Source organism: uncultured Desulfovibrio sp. (assembly GCF_944324935.1).
In the GTDB taxonomy this organism is placed as follows: Bacteria; Desulfobacterota; Desulfovibrionia; order Desulfovibrionales; family Desulfovibrionaceae; genus Desulfovibrio.
In genome coordinates this window covers 1-21375 of sequence record NZ_CALUYG010000005.1, presented here as the reverse complement: position 1 = coordinate 21375, position 21375 = coordinate 1, and the positions used below count along the sequence as shown (strand labels likewise).

At 65.8% G+C, this 21375-nt stretch carries 20 protein-coding genes and 2 pseudogenes; 9 read left to right on the top strand and 13 right to left on the bottom strand.

Annotated features, from left to right (window positions below; all coding sequences use genetic code 11):
- Positions 1 to 73: 73 nt before the first annotated feature.
- The 3 genes from Q0J54_RS02060 to Q0J54_RS02050 all read right to left on the bottom strand — a co-directional run bounded on the left by Q0J54_RS02060 (position 74) and on the right by Q0J54_RS02050 (position 4449).
- On the bottom strand, positions 74 to 1225 hold the full coding sequence (locus Q0J54_RS02060; RefSeq protein ID WP_296303653.1) for an iron-containing alcohol dehydrogenase: 1152 nt from the start codon (positions 1223 to 1225) through the stop codon (positions 74 to 76).
- 133 nt (positions 1226 to 1358) lie between these two features.
- Positions 1359 to 2681, bottom strand: a complete 1323-nt coding sequence (locus Q0J54_RS02055) for an MFS transporter (RefSeq protein ID WP_296303652.1) — start codon at positions 2679 to 2681, stop codon at positions 1359 to 1361.
- 238 nt (positions 2682 to 2919) lie between these two features.
- On the bottom strand, positions 2920 to 4449 hold the full coding sequence (locus Q0J54_RS02050) for an aldehyde dehydrogenase family protein (protein WP_296303651.1): 1530 nt from the start codon (positions 4447 to 4449) through the stop codon (positions 2920 to 2922).
- A gap of 220 nt (positions 4450 to 4669) precedes the next feature.
- Here Q0J54_RS02050 and Q0J54_RS02045 point away from each other — a divergent pair, with 220 nt between their 5' ends.
- Together Q0J54_RS02045 and Q0J54_RS02040 are read left to right on the top strand one after the other, a co-directional pair.
- The gene (locus Q0J54_RS02045; RefSeq protein ID WP_296303650.1) at positions 4670 to 5092 is read left to right on the top strand and encodes a hypothetical protein; all 423 of its coding nucleotides are present in this window, start codon (positions 4670 to 4672) and stop codon (positions 5090 to 5092) included.
- 164 nt (positions 5093 to 5256) lie between these two features.
- Positions 5257 to 6054 carry a sulfite exporter TauE/SafE family protein gene (locus tag Q0J54_RS02040; RefSeq protein WP_296303649.1) on the top strand — a complete coding sequence of 266 codons (798 nt, stop codon included), beginning with the start codon at positions 5257 to 5259 and terminating at the stop codon, positions 6052 to 6054.
- Here the strand turns inward: Q0J54_RS02040 and Q0J54_RS02035 are convergent.
- The 5 genes from Q0J54_RS02035 to Q0J54_RS02015 are packed head-to-tail and all read right to left on the bottom strand — an operon-like array spanning position 6014 to position 10872.
- A complete protein-coding gene (locus tag Q0J54_RS02035; protein ID WP_296303648.1) occupies positions 6014 to 6520 on the bottom strand; it encodes a GNAT family N-acetyltransferase in 507 nt (168 codons plus the stop codon). The two genes, Q0J54_RS02040 and Q0J54_RS02035, sit on opposite strands and share 41 nt — an antisense overlap.
- Complete coding sequence (locus Q0J54_RS02030; RefSeq protein ID WP_296303647.1) at positions 6511 to 6903, bottom strand: TIGR04076 family protein; 393 nt, start codon at positions 6901 to 6903, stop codon at positions 6511 to 6513. Before Q0J54_RS02030 ends, Q0J54_RS02035 begins: the two co-directional genes overlap by 10 nt.
- A gap of 19 nt (positions 6904 to 6922) precedes the next feature.
- Complete coding sequence (locus tag Q0J54_RS02025) at positions 6923 to 7528, bottom strand: class II aldolase/adducin family protein (RefSeq protein ID WP_296303646.1); 606 nt, start codon at positions 7526 to 7528, stop codon at positions 6923 to 6925.
- Positions 7529 to 7530: 2 nt separating this feature from the next.
- Complete coding sequence (gene thiL / locus Q0J54_RS02020) at positions 7531 to 8568, bottom strand: thiamine-phosphate kinase (RefSeq protein WP_296303645.1); 1038 nt, start codon at positions 8566 to 8568, stop codon at positions 7531 to 7533.
- Complete coding sequence (locus Q0J54_RS02015) at positions 8569 to 10872, bottom strand: ATP-dependent helicase (RefSeq protein ID WP_296303644.1); 2304 nt, start codon at positions 10870 to 10872, stop codon at positions 8569 to 8571. It abuts the gene before it with no gap.
- A gap of 160 nt (positions 10873 to 11032) precedes the next feature.
- On the opposite strand from Q0J54_RS02015, the gene Q0J54_RS02010 reads away from it, so the two are divergent.
- Positions 11033 to 11614, top strand: coding sequence for a hypothetical protein (locus tag Q0J54_RS02010; RefSeq protein WP_296303642.1), 582 nt, complete (start codon positions 11033 to 11035; stop codon positions 11612 to 11614).
- 233 nt (positions 11615 to 11847) lie between these two features.
- Here the strand turns inward: Q0J54_RS02010 and Q0J54_RS02005 are convergent, their stop codons facing one another.
- The 3 genes from Q0J54_RS02005 to Q0J54_RS01995 form a co-directional block, all read right to left on the bottom strand.
- Positions 11848 to 12408, bottom strand: a complete 561-nt coding sequence (locus Q0J54_RS02005) for a Spy/CpxP family protein refolding chaperone (RefSeq protein ID WP_296303641.1) — start codon at positions 12406 to 12408, stop codon at positions 11848 to 11850.
- A gap of 47 nt (positions 12409 to 12455) precedes the next feature.
- Positions 12456 to 12662, bottom strand: a complete 207-nt coding sequence (locus Q0J54_RS02000) for a hypothetical protein (RefSeq protein WP_296303640.1) — start codon at positions 12660 to 12662, stop codon at positions 12456 to 12458.
- A gap of 615 nt (positions 12663 to 13277) precedes the next feature.
- Positions 13278 to 13706 (bottom strand): periplasmic heavy metal sensor, encoded by a 429-nt coding sequence (locus tag Q0J54_RS01995; RefSeq protein WP_296303639.1) that lies wholly within the window; start codon positions 13704 to 13706, stop codon positions 13278 to 13280.
- 180 nt (positions 13707 to 13886) lie between these two features.
- Here Q0J54_RS01995 and zraS point away from each other — a divergent pair, with 180 nt between their 5' ends.
- The 6 genes from zraS to Q0J54_RS01965 all read left to right on the top strand — a co-directional run bounded on the left by zraS (position 13887) and on the right by Q0J54_RS01965 (position 20884).
- Positions 13887 to 15380, top strand: a complete 1494-nt coding sequence (zraS, locus tag Q0J54_RS01990; protein WP_296303638.1) for a two-component system sensor histidine kinase ZraS — start codon at positions 13887 to 13889, stop codon at positions 15378 to 15380.
- On the top strand, positions 15377 to 16750 hold the full coding sequence (locus tag Q0J54_RS01985) for a sigma-54 dependent transcriptional regulator (RefSeq protein ID WP_296303637.1): 1374 nt from the start codon (positions 15377 to 15379) through the stop codon (positions 16748 to 16750). Before zraS ends, Q0J54_RS01985 begins: the two co-directional genes overlap by 4 nt.
- A gap of 19 nt (positions 16751 to 16769) precedes the next feature.
- Positions 16770 to 17390: an HD domain-containing protein gene (locus Q0J54_RS01980; protein WP_296303636.1), complete on the top strand. Its 621-nt coding sequence runs from the start codon at positions 16770 to 16772 to the stop codon at positions 17388 to 17390.
- 108 nt (positions 17391 to 17498) lie between these two features.
- Positions 17499 to 18650: a tRNA(5-methylaminomethyl-2-thiouridylate) methyltransferase gene (locus Q0J54_RS01975; RefSeq protein ID WP_296303635.1), complete on the top strand. Its 1152-nt coding sequence runs from the start codon at positions 17499 to 17501 to the stop codon at positions 18648 to 18650.
- A 123-nt stretch (positions 18651 to 18773) separates the two neighbouring features.
- On the top strand, positions 18774 to 19136 hold the full coding sequence (dksA, locus tag Q0J54_RS01970) for an RNA polymerase-binding protein DksA (RefSeq protein WP_296303634.1): 363 nt from the start codon (positions 18774 to 18776) through the stop codon (positions 19134 to 19136).
- 116 nt (positions 19137 to 19252) lie between these two features.
- Positions 19253 to 20884 (top strand): NFACT RNA binding domain-containing protein, encoded by a 1632-nt coding sequence (locus Q0J54_RS01965; protein ID WP_296303633.1) that lies wholly within the window; start codon positions 19253 to 19255, stop codon positions 20882 to 20884.
- Between the two features lie 154 nt (positions 20885 to 21038).
- On the opposite strand, the pseudogene Q0J54_RS12180 reads toward Q0J54_RS01965, so the two are convergent.
- Positions 21039 to 21125, bottom strand: a pseudogene (locus tag Q0J54_RS12180) (DUF3825 domain-containing protein); the annotation flags it as partial.
- Positions 21126 to 21221: 96 nt separating this feature from the next.
- Positions 21222 to 21375: pseudogene (locus tag Q0J54_RS01960) on the bottom strand (IS30 family transposase); the annotation flags it as partial.

The window sequence follows — 21375 nt, the reverse complement described above, 5'->3', positions numbered from 1 at the left end:
TCATCTCCGCCACTTCCATTTTGTCATGGAAGCGGCGGAGATGTTTTTATGCTTTGTCAGTCCACCGCGCTCGTCAGAAAAATTCTTCCAGGAGCCTTTCAAGATCGTCGGCTGTCCCCTTGCGAGGATTGCCGTCCATCAGCCGCTTGTAGGCGGCGCCTTTTTCGGCGATGGCGCGCAGGTCGCTTTTCTTGATGCCATAATGTGAAAGCCCCTGCCTGATCCCAAGGTCATCCATGAGCGCGGCGAACCCCGCCGCGGCGGAACGGGCTTTTTCGCGTACGGAAGCGCCCGCGGGGGCACTGCCCAGGATCTCGGCGATTGTGGCGAACTTTTGTGGGGCGGCCAGGGCGTTGAAGCTTATTCCCATTGGGGCGCATACGGCCATCATCAACCCATGCGGGATATGCAGTTCATTGGAGACGGACATGCCGAGGGCGTGGATGATGCCGTTTTGCGTATTGGAAAAAGCCATGCCGGTCATGGCCGCTCCATACAACATCTGCTCGCGTGCCCGAAGATTCCCGCCATTGGCATAGGCCTCACGGATATTCTCCACCAGCATGCGCAACCCCCTGATGTTGAGCGCATCGGTAAAATCCGTGGCATTGAGATTCACAAAGGATTCAATGCCGTGCACAATCGCGTCCAAACCTGTGATGGCCGTGTAGAAAGGGGGGAGCCCCAAGGTCAGCTCCGGGTCAAGCAGAACGAGACGGGCGTAGAGATAGTCGCTGACCGTCCCCATTTTGCTGTTGGTCTCCGGGTCATTCAGAACGGCGTTGGAGGTCATTTCGCTTCCCGTTCCCGCCGTGGTCGGGACGAGGATGGTCGGCAGGCAGGGGGAAGGAACCTTGTGCAGGCCGAAATACCGGCTCATGGGGGCTTCATTGGTGGCAAGGACAGACGTTGCCTTGGTGCTGTCCAGGGCGCTGCCCCCTCCCAGCCCCACAAGCATGTCCACGCCGCTTTCCTTTACCCAGGCCGCCGCCTTTTCAATGGAAGCCGGCGAGGGGTCCTTTTCCGTATCATCATACAGCAAGGCTTCGATGCCCGCCTTTTCCAGAGACGCCATCAACGGCAGATGGATGCCGGCAGCCACAAGTCCTTTGTCCGTTATCAGGGCTACCTTGCGCGCCCCCAGATCAAAAGCCTCCTTCCCAAGTCTGGCCGCTACGCCATTGCCGTAAAGGACGCGCTCCACAGTTCGAAAATTCGCAAACATGTTTTTGATCCTCCTCGATAGAGCATTTTCAGTTTGAAACGCTCTCATGCCGCTTTTCAAAGAAAGCGGGCGCTATCAGTGGTGAGAGAATGCCGTCCTTCGCGTGTTTTCCCGTCCGCTTCGCGCGGGGGCGCTATGAGGCGATCTCCTTGCTGTAGCCGCGCCGCTGCAACCGGCTCATGTACCAGCAGGAGATGACACTGATCATGCCGACGGCGAAGGTAAAGGCGCAGAGATACCAGGGCGCGCCGTCATTCCACTCCACCAGGGCAATACAGATCATGGGAGCGAAGCCCACAGCCGGGATGCCGGATATCTGGTACACAAAGCCCATGCCGGAGTAGCGCACCGAGGGAGGGAAGCATTCCGCGAACAGGGACGACATGATGCCGAACATGCCGGAATAGATCACGCCGAACGTCAGCCCCAGGCCAATGCAGCACATGAGGAAGGATGTGGCGTGATTGTAGAAGATCCAGAAGGCCAGAAAAGTCAGGAAAGCCAGCAGAAGGGAGTTCTGCCCAAAGGTGCGGGCCTTGCCGATGCGGTCCGCCAGCACGCCCCAGAACGGCATGCAGACCCCCATGATGGCGGAGGCCACGGCCACGACCATGAGCGACCACGAACGCTCCATGCCATGCTGGGTCAAAAACGTCAGCGAATAGACACTGAAGATGGCGAAGACCAGCCCCTCGAAGCAACGTGCGCCTATGGCCGCCAGCATGATCTTGGGATAATTTGTAAAGGCTGTCAGCAGGGGGACTCCCACCTTTTCCCTGCTGGCCTTGGCTTCCGCAAAGTCCCTGGTCTCGCCGACCTTGTTGCGGATATAGCTGCCAACACCAAGCAGGACGATGGAGGAGATAAAAGCGATCCGCCAGCCGTAGCTCATGAAGTTGGCGTCGCTCATGCTCAGCGACAGCAGGCCGATGACCCCGGATGCCATGAGCAGGCCCACCGCCAAACCCACCTGGGGCAATGTCCCGTAAAAGGCGCGCTTGTGCGCGGGCGCCGATTCAATGGACATGAGGATGGCTCCGCCCCACTCTCCCCCCAGGCCCAGTCCCTGGCAAAAACGGCAGATGATCAGCAGGATGGGCGCCATGATCCCGATCGAGTCATATGTGGGGATACACCCAATGGCGAAGGTGCCGATACCCATCACGTAGAGTGTGAGCACCAGCATCTTTTTGCGGCCCAGCTTGTCGCCGAAATGACCGAAGATGACCGCGCCGGAAGCGCGGCCCACATAGCCGACGGCAAAGGTGGCATAGGAAAGGATCGTCCCTGTCACAGGGTCGAAGCTGGGGAAATAGAGAGGAGCGAAGACCAGACCGGCAACGGCGCCATAAAGGAAGAAGTCATACCATTCAAGCGTCGCGCCGACAAAAGAGGAAAGAACGGCTCGCCTGAGTTGACCAGCATCATGAGCATCACATGAGGAATTTTGCGACATGGATATTCTCCTTCATGTTGTTTCATTTGATGTACAATAATGAAATCATGCACTCGTTATGATGTATGACCGCACTATGGATATATTGCCTCCATTTCGTCGAATCCTGTTGAAAACCCGCTCTGGAGGAGCGGAAAGAAAACCCCTCTCCGCTCCCCGCGCAATGCCGCCTCCCCCGCCTGCCGCGAAAGGCTGGGCCGCCTATGCCCTTTTTCGCGTGACGGGGGTGGGGAACTGATCAGGAGGCCACGCAGGAGCGGATCGAAGCGGACTTGGGCGCGTCCTGTCCCTTCTGGCCCCTGGGATCATAGGTACGCACCGTGGTGATCTTGTTCTGGGTGAAGAAGTCCAGGCCGTCCTTGCCCTGCACCTTGTCCGTCCCGAGCAGCGAACCCTTGATGCCGCCGAAGGGCACATAGGGATGCGGCGCGCAGATGCCCACGTTGACGCCCACCATGCCCACTTCGGCCTCGCGGGAGAAGACTTCGGCATAGTGCATGTTCTGGGTGAAGATGCAGGCTCCGTTGCCGTATTCCGAAGCATTGATGACGTCGAGGGCGTCGTGGATGTCCGCCACCTTGATGGTGGCCACCAGCGGCCCGAAGACTTCGGTGGTGAACAGCGGGTTGCAGGGCGTCACGTCGCGGATGATGGTGGGGCCGACGAAGAAACCATTCCTGTTCTTTTCCGGAAGATCGACGTTGAGGCGGTCCAGCACCATCTTGCAGCCCTGACCGTGCTTGAGGGCCAGCTCGGCGTAATGGTGCACGTTCTCCACGGCCTTGCGGGAGATCAGCGGTCCCATGTAGACATCGGGGTCGAAGGCGTCGCCCACCTTGACGGTTTTGGAGGCTTCCACCATGCGCTCGATGACTTCTTCATACACTTCCGGGACCGCGGCGACGATGGAGCCGGCAAGGCAGCGCTGGCCGGCCGAACCGTAGCAGGAGTTGAGGAAGTTGTTGATGAAGACGTCCATGTCGCTGTCTTCCATGACAAGGAGCACGTTCTTGGCGCCGCCCAGCAGCATGGAGCGCTTGGCCCCTCTGGCGCAGCCCTCCGCCATGGCCTTGGCCGTGGGCGTGGAGCCCACGAGGCAGACGCCGGCCATGCGCTTGTCCTCGTACCAGGTGCCGGGGATGTCGCGATGACCGTGCACCACATTGACCACGCCGGCGGGCAAGCCGATCTCCATGAAGATCTCGCACATGAGCTGCATGAAGTAGGGCGACTGGGTGGACGGCTTGAAGATGAAGGTATTGCCCGCCACGATGGCGTAGGGGATGAACCAGCCGAACACCAGCGCCGGAAAGTTGAAGGGAGCCACCCCGCCGAAGACGCCCAGCGGCTGCCGCACGACCTTGGCGGAGATGTTGGTGGACACATAGTCCAGGACGTCGCCCTGGATCATGGACGGCGCGGACGCGGCGGACTCGATGATCTCGATGACGCGTTGCACTTCGCCGCGCGCTTCGGAAATATGCTTGGCCTGATCAAGGGCGATGGCATGCGCCAGCTTTTCGGCGTCGCGGATCATGCACTCACGGATCTTGAGCACATAGGCCACACGCTTGCCCATGGAAAGGTTGCGCCAGCCCTTGTAGGCGGCATGGGCCGTGGCAATGGCCTTTTCCGCCGTTTCCAGACTGGAGATGGGGACGGTGCCGATCTCCTCGCCGGTGGAAGGATTGTACAGGGGAACGCGCTTGCCGTTGACCTCGTCCTGCCATTCGCCGTTGATGAAATTGCGGATGATGATGTCTGACATGGAACTCCTGCCTTTGATAAGGTTGCTGCCGCACAGGCGGCCGTACATGACGTTTTGCCCGAAAGCCGCGGTCTGCGGGCTTGCCCTGGCCGCGTTCTGGTTTTCGGATTCTTGTGAAGAATAGCTCATGTTGCGCGTAATGCATGTTGCATTTGCGACATCGCAAGATAAATTTCTTGAAGTCCTTTCGGGAAAGAGAGAGAAAAAAAACCTTGCCTGCATGCGCCGCGGACGCGACAGTCCGGGGCAATGGCCCGGAGACGCATCGGGCACGCTCGCCAGGCAGGCGGCCTTTTCCGCTGAACGACCGCATCCCGATTGCACGGGCCATGACCGCTGGCCGGCCGCCATGACCGGGGTACGGCTGAAGGAGCTGGGACTCAGCGAAAAAGCCGGTGGCTACGACAAGGTCGAGGTCGAGTTGCTGGCTTCCGAGCCGCTTCCCGCGGAGCGGCACGGCCGCCCGCTCTTCCGGCAGGTGCACAAGGTGACCATAGCGGACGGCGGCAGGACCTTTACCGCCATCACGATCAGCACGTCGTCATTTGAGGAATGTTCGGAATCCGGGGGCGACGTGTCCTTCGTTTCCATCGAATGCCCTGCCAGTGGCGACTGCCGGCGACGCCGTCTGCCGGGCAGATAGGTCAGGCCCCCTCTCGCGCGTGTCCGCAGCGAGGGTTCTCCCATGTTGACCGGCGCGACGATTTGTTACACATCAAGGGTTGCGCCGCACGGCCCGGACCGCCTCAGCGTCTGACCTCGAATGACCGCGTGACGCACCAACGACGCATACAGGAGCAAGCGGACATGTTGAGCGCCATTTTCATGTATTGTTGTCTCGGGGCGTTTGCGGGCATCCTTGCCGGATTGCTGGGCGTGGGCGGCGGCATCGTCATCGTGCCCATGCTGGTCTTTGCCTTCGGCTGGCAGGATTTCCCGTCACAGTACATCATGCTGCTGGCCCTGGGGACCTCCCTGGGCAGCATCATGTTCACCTCGGTCTCCAGCGCGCTTTCCCACAGCCGCCGGGGGGCGGTGGACTGGCGCGCCGTGGCGCGCATCGCGCCGGGCATCATGCTGGGGACGTTCTGCGGCTCGCATCTAGCCGCTCTCCTGCCCAAGAAGGGGCTGCAGATCTTTTTCGTCTGCTTTCTGGCCTATGTGGTCAGCCAGATGCTGCTGGGCAAGAAGCCCAAGGCCAGCCGCGAACTGCCGGGCATGGCGGGCATGAGCTGCGCGGGCGGGATCATCGGCGTCATATCCAGTCTGGTGGGCATCGGCGGGGGCACGCTTTCCGTCCCCTTCCTCATCTGGCATAATGTGGAGATGCACCGGGCCATCGGCACGTCGGCGGCCATCGGCTTCCCCATTGCCGTGGCGGGCTTCCTGGGATACCTCGTGGCCGGCTGGGACGCGTCCGGCCTGCCGGCGGGCTCGCTGGGCTATGTCTACCTGCCCGCCCTGGGCAGCCTTGTGGTGTGCAGCATGCTCACCGCGCCGCTGGGCGTACGCATCTCGCACAGCCTGGACGTGCCGCGCCTCAAGCGCTGCTTTGCCGTGCTGCTCATCGTGGTGGGCGCAAAGATGCTCTGGGACGTGATCTGACGGGCGGGGGGCCGTCCTCCCACACCAGATGCAACAGAGGATACGGCCTGCCGTCATCATCCACCGGCGAACGTCCGCAGACCCGAAAACCATGACGGGCATAGAAGGCGCGAGCCCCCGCGTTCTGTTCGTTGACGTCCAGCTCCACGCGGCTCTTGCCCGCGCAGGCATGACGCAGCAGAGCCGTGCCGACGCCCTGTCTGAAAAAGGGCGGATCCACAAAGAGCATCTCCACCCGCAGGGCGTCGCCTCCCCAGAACCCGGCCGGACGGCCTTCCCGTTCCAGCAGCCAGAGACCACGCATGGCCGGCAGATAGACGCGCGGCATGGCGGCATCGATGGCCTCAAGATCAGAGGCCTGGAGAAAGTGATGCGTGGCCTCCACGCTGCGCCGCCAGAGGGCCGCCAACTCCGGCCAGTCGGCGGGGCAAGCCGGACGCAGGCTCTCCTGCCGGTTCAGCGGCATCCGCCCCTTCCTTCCGCTCCCTGTTCGGAAGCGGGCGGCACGGCCACCGCATCCGTTGCTTCCAGCTTGAAGATGACGGGCCGCAGGCCGTCATTGCAACAGACGATGGCCACCCCGGGTTTGTCTATCCAGTCGCCGTAGTAGAAAAGCCCGCTCTCCGCGCCGTGGGCCAGCGCGAACACATACTGATAGATGGCCTTCCAGGCCTCATCGCACAGACCGTCCGGTTTGGCGTAGTCCGCGACGAACGTCTGTCCGGCCTGATGCATCGGGCAGGGGCCGAGCCCGGGGATGCCGTACCGGCCGGCCAGTTCATGGTCCAGCGTCGTCTTGAGCACCGTGATCCTCACGCGCCGCATGGTGCGCGGAGCCGTCGTCGTCATGTCCACCCTCCTTTCATCGTCAGATGCCGCTCAAGAGCTGGATCTGGGCAAGATGTTCAAGCTGTTCGGTGAGGCCCAGCGCCTCATCGAGCGTTTCCCCGCAGGCGCACAGGCCGTGGCCGCTCATCCAGACGGCGGGAAAGCGCCGCGCCACTTCGGCCACGCCCGCCGCCAGAGCGGCCGTGCCGGGCTCGCAGGCAGGGGCCACGCCGAGCCGCGCCCGCCAGACCTCCGACTCGTAGAGCGGCAGGCGCAGGAGCGCTTCCATGCGGTCAGCCAGCCGGATGCCAAGGGCCAGCAGATGCGGCGGATGGGTGTGCAGGATGGCCCGGCAGGACGGCCGGACCGCATAGACCGCCAGATGCATGGCCCCTTCCGACGAGGCCGGGCCGCCGGCCAGCAGACGACCGTCCGGGTGCAGCAGGCAGATGTCCGCCGCGCGCATGCGGCCCTTGCAGACGCCGGAACGGGTCATAAGGATGCGCGGGCCGTCCGGGCTGTCCCAGAGAAGACTGGCATTGCCGTTGAAGCCCAGCAGGCCGCCCGTGCGCCAGGCCTCGCGGCAGCAGGACAGGAGCGCCTCGCAGAGGGCGGCGGGGATGTCCGCAAGAGGGGCGTCGGGCATGCTCACTCCGCCTCCGCGGCAAAATGGTCAAAGCCGTGCAGGCCGGACAGGTTCTCGTTGTTGCACTCGATGCCGGGCGCATCGGTCACCACGCCGATGCTGTGGAAATTGGGGATGGCCGTGTGCAGCACCGGCAGCATGTCCGGCGCGCAGGAGCCGAGCAGGCAGTAGTCCTCGCCGCCGAGAAGGGCCTCATGAACGGGATTTTTCCCCTCCTGCAGGGCATGGCGCACCACCTCGGGATGCAGCAGCCCCTGTGGCAGCAGCAGCGAGGCCCCCAGTCCGGCTCCCTCCGCCCGCGCCGCGCCGCCCGCGCCGCTTATGCCCAGCAGGCGCGGCAAGTCGCGCATGATGCCGTCGGAAAGGTCCATCAGCGCCGGCGGTCGGGCATTGAGGCCGGCCCGGGCCAGCATGAGTCCGGCGTCCACCTGCGGTTCGGGCCGCAAATGAGCGGCACAGGCGGCCGGCCAGCGCTCCAGCGCCGCGCGCCCGTGAGCCTCCAGCTCCCGCAGGCCCACGCGGGCCAGCCCCGGCAGGCCCACCAGGAAGAGACAGTCGCCGGGCATGGAGCCGCCGCGCAGCAAAAAGGCCGCGCCGTCGCTCAGGGGTTCGCCCCAGACCGTGATGCAGATATGCAGCCTGTCGCTGCGGGAAAGATCGCCCCCGGCAAGCGCCATGCGATATCGGCCGGCCAGCGCGGCCATGCCGCGAAAAAAGAGGTCCAGCCAGTCGGCGTCCGCCCAGGCGGGCAGGCCGAGCCCCAGCGTGAAGGCCAGCGGACGCCCGCCGCAGGCCGCCACATCGCTGATGTTGACGGCAAGCGCCTTGTGGCCCATGTCCTCCGGCGTGAAGTAGGCCCGGCGAAAGTGTACATCCTCCAGAAAGAGATCCGTACTCACGCACAGGGGCTGCCCCCCCCGGAGCACGGCGCAGTCATCGCCACGGCCCAGCAGCAGGGAAGGGTGGGTCGCCGGAAAATGGCGGCCCAGCAATTGCAGGATGGCGTCCTCGGATAATGCGGACGAAGCGGGTTTGGGCATCTAGGCGTCCTCCATGAGCAGATATTCCGCAAGAATGACCTTGAGGCCGAAGCCGGGGAAATTGACCTGCACCTTGTCCGGCGGCAACTGGCGGACCACCTTGCCGCGCCCGAAGATACGGTGGCGGCAGTAGCCCTGCGGCAGACGGGGGCCGCCGGCGGGAGCCGCCGCGACGTCCCGCGTGGCAGAAGGAGCGGCGGGGGAGGCCGCAGGCGCGGGGGAAAGGCGCTCTTCCGGCGGCAGCTGGCAGTCCTCCGCGTCGGAGAGAGCAGGGGTGGCGCCGCGCTCCTTCCCCCGGAACGAGCCGGCGGCCGCCCGCGGCGAGGTGGCCGGCCCGCCGGGCAGGTCATGCCCGCCCGTGGCCGCCGGCGTGCCGAAGCCGCTTTCCCGGCGGCGCAGGCCGCCGCCGAAGCCCTCCAGCCACTGCTCGGCAAGCTGCGGCCCCATTTCCCGTACGAAGGGACTCTGGTTCACATGGGTCATGCCCTGCTCGGCGCGACTGTACAATGTGGCCGGCGCGTAAAGATCGAGCTGCTGCCGGGCGCGCGTGCAGGCCACATACATGAGCCGCCGCTCTTCCTCGAAATCTTCCGGCCGCGCCAGGGCATGCCGCGAAGGGAAGCGGTCCTCCACGAGGTCGATGATAAGCACGGCGTTCCACTCCAGCCCCTTGGCCGAATGGATGGTGGAAAGGGTGATGCGGTCCTCGCCGCCTTCCTCCTCTTCCGGGGATTCCAGCGCCAGATCGGCCAGGAAGAGGTCCAGCTCCGTATACCCGGCCGCCATTTGCAGCAGTTCTTCCAGCGCCTGTTGCCGCCGGGGCCAGTCCTCGGGGTAGTGCAGCTCCAGCAGGGGCCGGTACTGCTCCAGGATGGCGGCAAGCGTCAGAGCCGGGGCCTGCGGGCGCGCCCGCAGGCTCTCGATGAACTCCATGTCCGCCCGAAACGCGGCGTGCCGGGCAAAGGCCTTGCCCATGCGGGCGGTATCGCCGGAAGCCGCGGCCTCATAGAGCTTTTGCGCCGTTTTGGGCCCGATGCCCTCGTGCAGGGCCGCCAGCCGTTCAAAGGCGGACATATCCAGCGGATTGAGCAGCAGGCGCGCAAAGGCAACGACGTCCTTGACGTGGGCGGCCTCGGCATAGCGCAGGCCGCCGTACTTGCGGAAGGCGATGCCCGCCTGGTTGAGCGCCATCTCCAGCGCGAAGGAATGGAACCCCGCCCGGAACAGCACGGCGATCTCGTGCGGCAGATGCGTCCGCAAAAGCTCGCGGATGCGCTCCACCACCAGACGGGCCTGGGACTTGTCGCTCAGGGGCGTCACCAGCCGTACGGGGCTGCCGCCCTCGCGCCGGGTGAAGAGCGTCTTGCGGAAGGACTCGGCCGCATGTTCCAGCAAATTGTTGGCCACCGCCAGAATGGGCCGGGTGGAGCGGTAGTTCTCCTCCAGCCGGATGATGCGGGCCCCGGGGAAGAGCCTGGGGAAATCCAGGATATTACGGACATTGGCCCCGCGAAAGGCGTAGATGGACTGGGCCTCGTCGCCTACGGCCATGACGTTGCCCGGCGCTTCCCCCTCCGGTCCGGCCAGCAGACGGACTATGCGGGCCTGCACGAGGTTGGTGTCCTGATATTCGTCCACGAGGATATGGCGGTACCGCGCGCGCAAAAGCTCGGCGGCCCGTGCATCGTGCCGCAGGAGCGCTTCCAGCTCGAACAGCAGATCGTCGTAATCCATGACGCCGGTCTCCCGCCGGAAAGCGTCGTACCGGCGGCCCAGCTCCGTCAGGCCGTCGGCATAGGGCAGGAGGTGGAAGGCCTCGCGCTGAAGGATCTCGGCAAGGGGCAGCTCCTTGTTGCGGGCCTTGCTCAGCAGGCCCACGATGGCCTGCGTCTTGGGGAAGGCCCTGTCCCCCTTGCCCAGGCCCAGCGCTTCCTTGCAATGCTTGACGGCGGCCGTGATGTCCGCGCTGTCCATGACGGTAAAGGGCCTGTCAGCGAGCCATTCCGGCCGGAAACGCCGCAGGATGCCGTAGGCGAAGGCATGGAAGGTCCCCCCCTGCACCCCGGCCAGCGCGTGATCGCAGAGCAGGCCCGCCCGGTGCAGCATCTCCTGTGCGGCCTTGCGGGTGAAGGTCAGCAGGAGCATGGATTCCGGGGACACCCCCTGTTCGGCCAGCCAGGCCAGCCGGTAGGTGATGGTGCGCGTCTTGCCGCTGCCCGCGCCGGCCACCACCAGCACCGGGCCGTCGCCGCAGGTGGCGGCCGCGTACTGCGCCTCGTTGAGCGCTTTGGCGTAATCGATCATCCTGTCAGGTTAGCATAAAGACGGCTGCCCCGCCAGAGGCGGCGCGCCGCTCCTCCCGGCGGCCTTTCCCGCAGCATGCGGCGGCCGGGCCCGTCTGCGCGCTTGACGGCGGCGGAGCCCCCTTCCTACACTGCCGGCACATCATCTACGGGAGGACGGTATGACACAGGAAAATGACGCCATCGCCCCGGATGCGGCGGAACGCATCCTCGAAGCGGTCATGTTTGAAAGCTGGCTGCGCTTTACCTTTCTGGAGGAAGTGCCGGGCGAACGGCCGGAAGACGAGCCGCGCCTGTTCATCCGCCTTGACGAGGCCGCCCGCCAGCGTCTGGCCGGAGAGGAGGCCCATCTCCTGCCGCTGGCGCTCATGGTGGACGGGCGCGAGGCCAGCTTTGCGAACTCCCGCGAGGCCGTCTGCCGCTTCGTGCTGGAGGAGCTGGAAGGGCGGGGCATTCCCCAGGGAACGGCCGCATCCGTGCTGGACAGCCCGGATTTCCAGTTCCGCCTGCAATTGTTCAACAACTGGTTGCAGGAACAGGAAAGTATGCTTGAGTGCACGCCGCATGACTTTTCCGACTGGCGCATCAAGTTCGCCCAGTGGCGCAGCCGCCCGGATGTCCGGGAGCAGGCCCGGGCGGCGGTGAGCCCCGCCGCAGATCCCGCCGGGGCCGCCGGGGACGGCGGCGCGCGGGGCCCGCGTCTGCTTGACGCCGCCGATGTGCAGGAAGAGCCGCATCGCTGACGCCTTACCCGCCTGGCGGGACCGGCGGCCGCAACAACGCAACAGGCCGCCGGGGGGGCGGCGGCCTGCGCGAGAGAGGGAGGATGTTCCAACGGTTAAAGGTTACTGTTCACGTGAGGAGGAGTTGCCATTGGTTAGAGGTTGATGAAAGACTGTGAGGAGGATGTATGCTTTCCGCCTTTGGCGGGAAGTTTCACGAGATGCGTGTCTTTGCGCGTCGTTCGTGGGCCGTGTTACTGCTGGTTGCGGCCTCCGCCGGCAGGGCCGTTGCCGGGCCGGCCGGCAGGACCGTCAGGGAAGCCCACTTCCCTGGATATCTTTTCCATCATCTCATCGTGCAGATCGGCCATCTGATTGTGCAGCTTGACCAGTTCCTCGGCGGTCTGCCGCACCTGCTTCACGTCGGGGCTGCTGGCGTTGCGCAGGGCACGCAGCTCCTGCCGCTTCACGAAGATCTGATCGCGCAGGGGCTCCAGACGCGGGCTGTATTCATTGACGATCTTGTCCACGGCGGCCCGCTGCTCGGGCGACATGGCACGGTAGCCGAAGCCGTGGCCGTGGCGTCCGTGTCCCCAGCCCATGCCGGGGCAGCCGCCGCGGAAGTCAGGGCCGTCATAGCCGGGGCCGTAGCCGGGGCAGGGGCCGTAACCGCGACCGTCATAACCGGGGCCGTAGCCGTAGCCGTCTCCATGACGGGGGCCGCCATGATGCGGACCGGCAAAGCTTTCAGTGGCCACGAGGCTGCCGCCTGCGAGAACTGCCATCAACACGGGGATCATCAGCTTCTTGTTCATTGTCTGCTCCTTGGAGATTCATCTGTCAGCAGAGATATTCGTTCACGTCAGCAGCCGTGGCCGTCGCCGTGATGGCCGCCGTGGCCCCGCCAGCCGGTCTCAAGTCCATTGCCGGCGGCATCGTCGCTGCCGAAACAGGAGATCGTCCCCTTGTCGAAATCGGCGCTCCCCTGGGCGGCAAAGCTTTCGGAGGCGAAAAGGCCGCTGCCTGCGATCAGGGCCATCAGTACGGGGATCATCAACTTCCTGTTCATACGCTTACTCCTTGCGAAAACGTCGTGTCAGCGACGGCGGCCCGGAGCTTGTCGTTCCTGTGACAGATACGCCACCGGCAGGAAGCCGGGAAGCGGCATAAGCAGAATCGCCGCGGCAAGTATCAGGGTCGTCATCCTGTCTCCTATGTCATTGTTTGCCGGGCGACCCCTTCGTCGCCCTCGCCTCTCTTATAGCAACCCGTGTGCCAAACTTAATTTTTATTTTTATTTTAATATGTTATATAAAAAATTATTCTGGCGGCATCCGCCGGGACGGCGAGCGCGCAGCGGCATTGCTCACAATTTGTACACCTGCCGCGCCGCCATGTTTATTTTTTGAACACCTGTTCAAATTTCGCACGCTTCGTCGCCCGCCGTGCGGGACGTCCCCGGGAACGGCAGGGAAAAGCCGGGCCCCGCCGCGCTGGCCGAAGGCCTGCGCTGGCCTGCTGGCTGTTCCACCGGATGCGCCGTGCCGCCGTGCGCGGCGCCCCCTGCGGAAGGGACGCCTGTCCCGGCGGAGGAAAGGGACGCCGCCGCAAAAAAAGCGCCCCCGCTTCCTCGTGGGAAGCGGGGGCATTTTTCGGACAGCGGCAACGGTCGTTCCGCAATGCGTCATTGCGGGAAGGCCGGCCTGGTCATGCTCCGGCAGCCTCGGCCGCGCTTGAAGGGGAAGTTCACGCCCGCCTCGAGCTGGAGGCGTTCGCGCACCCGCCCATACCGGCTACGCAGGCTTTCCCGCAGGGTTTGCAGTTCCCAGCCCAGCCGGGGCAGGGCATCCGAAGGGGTATTGGCATTATAACTCAGGCTGTCCAGTTCATCCATCTTGGCGTGGATGCGCTCCCGCAGATCTTCAATGGCGGGACGCTCCTCATCCAGTATGGCGCGTGCGCGGTCCCGCTGGTCCACGGGCAGTTCGGACAGCCAATCTTCCACATCACGATACTGCCGGTGTCCGCCGCCATGCCCATGCCCCCCGGCCAGCACGCCGGTCGGCAGGGTCAGGCTCAGCAGGAGCAGCAAAACGATTACCAGAGTATGCATCGTCCAATCCTTGAGCAGAATACGGCCTCAGCTTCTGCATACCAACAAGCATGCCATGCGCGCAAGTCCGGCCGCATGAAAAAGATTGCAATAATCAGGCCAGGGTCTGCCACCGTCAACGGCCGGCAAGCGTGACGCCGCCGGGATGACAGGCTTGCCGTCCGTGCGTATACTTTGCCCATGACACAGCCCGCCGTACAGGAAGAAACCACCGACGTTCCCGCGTCCGCGCCGGCAGCCCCGGGCGACCCGCGCGGCAGCGCGCCGCCCATAGGCCTCGTGCTGGGCGGCGCGGCCTTCATCTTCGTCTTCATCGTGGCCCTCGTGGCCGTGGGCTCCATCCATCGCAACGAGGACGCCATGGGCCGGCTGCTGGCGGAAAAGGGCTCCACCCTCGTGGGCACGCTGGAACGCGTCCTCGGGCTGGGCCTGCGCAGCCAGGCGGGCATCCCGCTGCAAAGCCTGCTCGACACCATGGGCAACAGCCGGGATGTGCGCTTCATCGCGGTCACCATGCCGGACGGGACCATCCTCGCGCACAGCGAGCGCAGCCGGCGGGGGGAGATCCTGTTGCTTGACGGCCGCGAGATGGACGAGGCCCGCATGGCCGAGCTCCACCCTGACGGCAATATGCGCTACGGATTCCTGAACATGGAAAACAAGCCGGTTTTCGTGGTTTACCGCCAGTTCATGCCGCCTCCGCCGGAACTGGCGGGGCGCTTCCCCACGCCGGTCATCTTCCTCGGGCTCGACCCCTCGCCCTTCGACATCACCCGCCGTCAGGACAGGGACTACATGATTATCCTGGCCGGCGTGGCCCTGCTGGTGGGGCTGGCCCTGCTGGTGGCCCTTTACTACGCCGAACGTGCCCGGCAGTCTCGCCGGGGCCTGCGCAGGGCGGAAGGGCAGGTGCGCCGCCTGGAAGAGGAGATGCGCCGCAAGGAAAAGCTGGCCGCCGTCGGCACGCTGGCCGCCGGCGTGGCCCACGAGATCCGCAATCCCCTCAGCTCCATCAAGGGATACGCCACCTATTTCGGGCAGCGCTTCCCCGAGAAGAGCGACGACCGCAAGGCCGCCGAGGTCATGGTGCGCGAGGTGGACAGGCTCAACCGCGTCATCACGGATCTCATCGGCCTTTCCCGTCCCACGGACATCCATCCGCATCCGGCCCGCCTGGAAGAAGTGGTGGGGCATGTGCTGCGGCTCATCCGGCAGGATGCCGCCCAGCATCACATCGAGCTGGAAAGCAACGTCGCACCGGGCCTGCCCCCGGCCAGCATCGACCCCGACCGCCTGGGACAGGCCCTGCTCAACATCTGCCTCAACGCGCTGGACGCCCTGCAGGGCGGCCCGGACGACACGCCCCCGGGAGGCCGGGCCCGTCTGCGGCTGGACATTGTCCGCGAAGGCCGTATGCTGCGGCTGGACGTGACGGACAACGGCCACGGCATCGCCCCCGAGAACCTGCGGCACATCTTCGATCCCTACTTCACCACCAAGGGGCACGGCACGGGGCTGGGTCTGGCGACAGTCCACAAGATCATGGAGGCCCACGGCGGCAGCGTGACCGTGCGCTCACGACAGGCGGAAAACGGGCAACGCGGCGAGACCGTCGTCAGTCTGCGGCTTCCCGTCGCCGGGGATGACCGGCACAACGTCAAGGAGAAGGCATGAGTTCCCGTATTCTTGTGGTGGATGACGACGATGCCCACCGCGGCATGCTGCGTATGATGCTGCGCTCATGGGGCTACGAGGTGGACGAGGCCGACGACGGCGAGGCCGCCGTGGACGCCGTGCGCGCGCATCCCTACGACGCCGTGCTGACCGACGTCCGCATGGCCCGCATGGACGGCATCAGCGCCCTCAAGGGCATCCTGGCCTACAATCCGGCCCTGCCGGTCATCCTTATGACCGCCTACTCCTCGGTGGAGACCGCCGTGGACGCCCTGCGGCTCGGCGCCAGCGACTACCTCATCAAGCCGCTGGACTTCGACGCCCTGCGCCAGTGTCTGCAAAAGGCCATCGAGCAGTCACAGTGCAGCGTGGAGAACCGCGAGCTGCGCCGTCAGCTCGCCGAGGCCGCCGCCGGGCCGGAGATCCTCGGCCGCAGCCCGGCCGTGGAAGAGCTGCGCTCCATCATCGCCACGGTGGCCCCCACCGAGGCGACCGTGCTCATCAATGGCGAGTCCGGCACGGGCAAGGAACTGGTGGCCCGCGCCCTGCACATGGCCAGCGAACGGGCCTCACGGCCGCTGGTGACGGTCAACTGCGCGGCCCTCGCCGAGAACCTGCTGGAGAGCGAGCTCTTCGGCCATGAGCGCGGCGCGTTCACCGGGGCGGACAAACGCCGGGAAGGCCGTTTCGTGCAGGCCGACGGCGGCACGCTCTTCCTCGACGAGATAGGAGAGATGCCCCTTGCCCTCCAGGCCAAGCTCCTGCGCGCCCTGCAACAGGGCGAAGTGCAGCGCGTGGGCTCCGACAAACCGCTGACCGTGGATGTGCGCGTCATCGCCGCCACCAACCGCAACCTTCAGCAGGAAGTGGCGGAAAAACGCTTCCGCGAGGACCTGTATTTCCGGCTCAACGTCATCAATATCGAGGTCCCGCCCCTGCGCCGCCGCCCGGAGGACATCCCCCTGCTGGCCGCGCACTTTCTCCAGCGCTATGCCGAGCGGAACCGCAAGGCCATCAAGGGCTTTTCCCCGCAGGCCCTGGACGCCATGCTGCGCTATGAATGGCCCGGCAATGTCCGCGAGCTGGAAAATGCCGTGGAGCGCGCCGCCATCCTCTGCACCGGGGACCTGATCACCCTGCGCGAACTGCCTCAGGGCGTCTCCGGGGCGCTCAACGCGCCGCTGCCGGCCGGGCTGGCCCCGGAACAGGGCGACGGCTCCCTGGCCGGGCTCAAGCTCGACGACGTGGAACGCCGCGCCATCGAGGAGACGCTCCGCCAGACGGGCGACAACAAGAGCGAGGCCGCCCGCCGCCTCGGCATCACCCGCGCCACCCTGCACAACAAATTGCGCAAGTACGGCATGGAATGACCACCCGCACGGAGAGAACATGAACAGGGACGCCACCTCACAGACCGCGCCCGCCCTGACGGCGGGACAGCGCGCCAGACTGATCGACCTCTTCCACGAGGCGGGCATGCTGCGGCATACCCCGCGCAGCGGCTACGCCTTCCTCGGTTCCGGCAGGGAAAGCGTGGCCGAGCACAGCTACCGCATGAGCATCATCGGCCTCGTCCTGGCCCGCCTGGCCGGAGCCGATGCCGGACGGGTGCTGGAACTCTGCCTGCTGCACGACCTGCACGAGGCCCGGACCGGGGATTTCAACTACATCAATCACCGTTACAACAGCTGCCGGGCTCGCGATGCCCTGGCCGATGCCGTGGAAGGGACCGGCCTCGAGGAGGAGATCCTGTCCGCTCAGGACGAATTCGAGGCACGCGAGACGCTGGAGGCACGGCTGGCCCGCGACGCCGACCAGCTGGATCTCATCTGCAACCTCAAGGCCGAACTGGATCGCGGCAACGCCTTTGCGGCCCAATGGCTGGAAAGCGCGGTGCAGCGCCTGCGGACCCCCTGGGCAAAGGAGCTGGCCGGGGAGGCGCTGGCCGCCGACCATAACCGCTGGTGGTACGGGCGCGTGGAGAAGCAGTGGTGGGTCGAGCGGCGGTAGGGCGGACAGCGACGGGCCGCGGGCTCTCTCTCCCGCGCCGCCGGGGCCTGGCACAGCATGCCGCCCTTTTCGCTTGCCATCCGCCCCTTCCATCCCGTACAAGGCGGCATGCCGAACATTCCCCATACGTCTTTTCCTCCGCAGGCCATCGTCCTCTTTTCCGGCGGGCTGGACAGCATCCTTGCCGCCAAAGTGCTGGAAGAACAGGGCCTGCGCGTCCGCTGTCTGCACTGTCATTCTCCCTTTTTCGGCGAGCCGTCCGCCGTGCCGCGCTGGCGCAAGCGCTATGCGCTGGACATCGACACCCTGGATGTGGCCGACGACTTCTGCGCCATGCTGCGCGAGCGGCCCGCCCACGGTTTCGGCAAGACGCTCAATCCCTGCGTGGACTGCAAGATCCTGCTCCTGCGCCGGGCGCGTCAGTACATGGAAAACGTGGGAGCCGCCTTTCTGGCCACCGGCGAGGTGCTCGGTCAGCGGCCCATGTCCCAGCGGCGGGATGTGCTCAACGTCATCCGGCGCGAGGCCGGGGTGGGCGACATCCTGCTGCGGCCCCTCAGCGCCCCTCTGCTGGCTCCGACGCCGATGGAGGAGAGCGGCCTCGTGGACAGGGAGCGCCTGCCCGCCATCAGCGGCCGCGGCCGTCAGGGCCAGCTCCAGCTCGCCCGGCATTTCGGCCTGGCGGACATCCCCACCCCCGGCGGCGGCTGCAAGCTGACCGAAAAGGAAAATGCCCGCCGCTACTGGCCCGTGCTCGCCCATCTGCCCGCCCCGGACAGCGGGGACTTCGCCCTGGCCAATCTGGGCCGGCAGTTCTGGCATGAGGAGGACGGCCGGCGCTACTGGCTGGCCGTCGGCCGCAACAGCGGCGACAATCAGGCCCTGCAGGCCGCCACGCGGCCCGGCGACGCCCGCATCTTCCTTGCCGACATCCCCGGCCCGCTGGCCGTGGGACGGCTGGCCTCCCGATGGCCCGAGCACATCCTTGCCGCCGCGGCGGCGCTCATGGCCTCCTATTCCGGCCGGGCCGTCCGCGAGGCCGGGGAGGCGGGCTCCGTGGGCGTTCGGGCGCAGTGGCACACGGCAGAGGGACGGACAGACGGCTGGCAGGGCAGGGTCATGCCCGCCCGCGAGGGTATCTGGCAGGAACCGCAGTGGGAGCCCGCCCGCGAGGCCATCCGGGCCGAACAGAAGATCCGCCTGCACGGCGCGCCCTGCGGCCCGCAGCCGGACGGGGAAGAGGAAGAAGGGGCAGCCTGAGCTTTCCCGCCGGGCAGTCTGGCGGCAGAAGATGGCTTTACAACGTATCTTTTACCCTGTAAAAGTCGTCAGTTCAGCTTACCCTGATTAGGGGAGGCGACAGCTTGCCTCCCGGGAGGTTTCATGGATCACAAGGACTTGGAATATTTCCGCAATCTGTTGAACCAGATGCTCGAAGAGGCGCAGCAGAAGGGCGACAGCACGCTGGAAGAGATGACCGACAGCAACGAAGTTTTCGCTGACCCGGCCGACCGGGCCACTGCCGAATCGGACCGTTCCTTCACCCTGCGCATCCGCGACCGCGAACGCCGCCTCATCCGCAAAATCCAGGCTGCGCTGCAACGTATCGAAGACGGCAGCTACGGCATTTGCGAGGAGTGCGGTGAAGAAATCGGCGTGGCCCGCCTCAAGGCCCGCCCCGTCACCCGACTCTGCATCAACTGCAAGGCCAAGCAGGAAGAAGACGAGAACCTGCGCGGCGATTAACACCCCGGGCGGCTGCCGATCGTGGCGGCCGCCTTTTTTTCGGCGGACAGGCGGCTGCCGGTCCTGCCCCCCCTCTTTCTCCCGGCCGGCGATACCGCCGGCACTGACGCCATCACATGGACGCGCATCTCTTCCTTCGCTTCTGCCGCGCCGCCCTTCCCCGTCTGGAAGGAGCCTGGCTGGAAAAGATCCAGGAGCCCCTCCCCGGGCTCGTCTGCTTCAGTCTGACCCTGCCCAACCGCAAGACGGATCGCAAGGTACAGCTCTGCCTCTGCGCCCGGCGCAAGGAGCCCTTCCTTTTCCTCTCCAGCCAGCGCCTGACGGCCGGCAAGGCCCCCGGCGCACCCGTCATGCGCCTGCGCAAGTATACGCTCGGCCGGCGCGTGACTGCTTGCGTGCCCCGCTTTGCCGAACGCCGGCTCTGGCTGCTCATGGGCGGGCAGTCGCAGGCCGCGGCGGATGCCCCCGAAGGGACAACCATCTGGCTGCTGCTCGATCTGCGGGATGGCCCGGCCCTGCGATTCCTTACGCCGGAGGAACAGCCGCAGGAAGACGTTTTGCGCTGGCCTGAGCCGCACGAACTGGCCGAAGCCTGCGCCCGCTGGCAGGAGTGGCCCGTGCTGACCCCGGCCCTGCGGCGGACGCTCCAGCTCTACGATGACCCGCTGGACCGACAGGCTCTGCTGGAAGATCTGCGCCTCGGGGATGGCGATCTTTTTCTCTACCGCCGCAGCGAAACGCTCCCCGCGGGAGAACCTGCCTGCCGCCTCAGCGCCTGGCCGCTGCCCGCGGCCCTGCTGGGAGCGCAGCCCGAGAGATGGCGGGAAGAGTGCCGGGAAGACGTGCTGGAAGCCGTGGAAGAGGCCGACAAGCTGCTCGTGCTCGACCCGCTTTCCCGACAGGCGGCGCAGGCGGCCGCGCTGCCTTTGACCCGCCGCGAGCGCAAGCTGGAGCGCCTGCTCGACAAGCTGCGGGAGGAGGAAACCCGCCTGGCGCGCATGTGCGCGGCCCAGCCGGACGCGCTGGCGCTGCAGGAGAACTGCTGGCGCTGGCCCGCCGATTTTCGGGCGGAGCGGGTGGAGGTCCCCGCCGGGGCCCACGGCCCGGCCCGCAGCGTTGAACTGGATGTGCGCTACAGCCTGCGGGAGAATATGGCCCGCCTGTTCCATACCGCCCGGCGCGGCCGACGCGGGGAGGAACATCTCGTGGCGCGACGCCGCCAGCTCGAGCAGGAGCTCGCCGCCCTGCGGACAGCCCGCGACGCCGCCCGGCTCGGCGGCATCGCGGCGGATGCCGTGGCCGAAAACACACGCCTCCCGCTGCCGCCCAGCGTGCCCAGAAACGTCCAGCTCTTCGTGAGCGAGGACGGTTTCGTCCTCCTGCGCGGCCGGGACGCCAAAGGCAATCTGGCGGCGCGCAAGCTGGCCGCGCCCCATGACATCTGGCTGCATGCCGACGGCGGGCCCGGCTCGCACGTCATCATCCGCCGCGCCCATGCCGGTCAGCCCATCCCGGACCGCACTCTCGAACAGGCGGGAGGCCTCGCCGCCAACAAAAGCTGGCTGCGCGACGCCGCCCGCGCCCGCATCCTGTATGCGGAGGTCCGCCATATCCGCGCTCTGCGCGGCGCGGCCCCCGGGACGGTACGCATGGACAAGATATGGCTCTCACGGGAAGTGACGGTGGACCCGTCGCTGGAGCTGCGCCTCCTGCCGGAGGAAAGCGTGCCCGCCGCACGCGATGCCTGAGGACCATTGCCGTTATCCGATCCCTCTACTGGGGGCAAGAGCCCCCGGAATGCCGTCGATGTCCGCAGGTCTCCCGTATGTTCGTGGGCACCGACGGCAAAGCGGGGCCCTTCCCTGACAACACGCAAGAGAGCCTGAATGCGTTTTTCAGGCCTCACCCTGCCAGGGTAAGCCAGCTGGTGTCAGGCGCGCAAATGAGCCGCGCATTCTGATAGGCCATTTCCAGCGTCAGGATGGTATGTCCTGAATATCCCCCGGCAGATTGTCAAACGAAAGTTGACACACAGAAGACCCCGTCTTCCCTCATTTTTTCCACAGTTGTCCTGTCACCGGACTTCTTGCGCGGGCGGTGGTTGATGAAGGCCACCGCCCGCGCTGTCTCGTGCTCCCCAAGGCCCCTGAAGTTTCGCGTGCGGGGAAAAATTGCCGGAGCAGGCCGTTTGTCCGCTCATTGAGCCCCCGCTCTCCGGGGCAGCCGGCGTGGCGGAAAG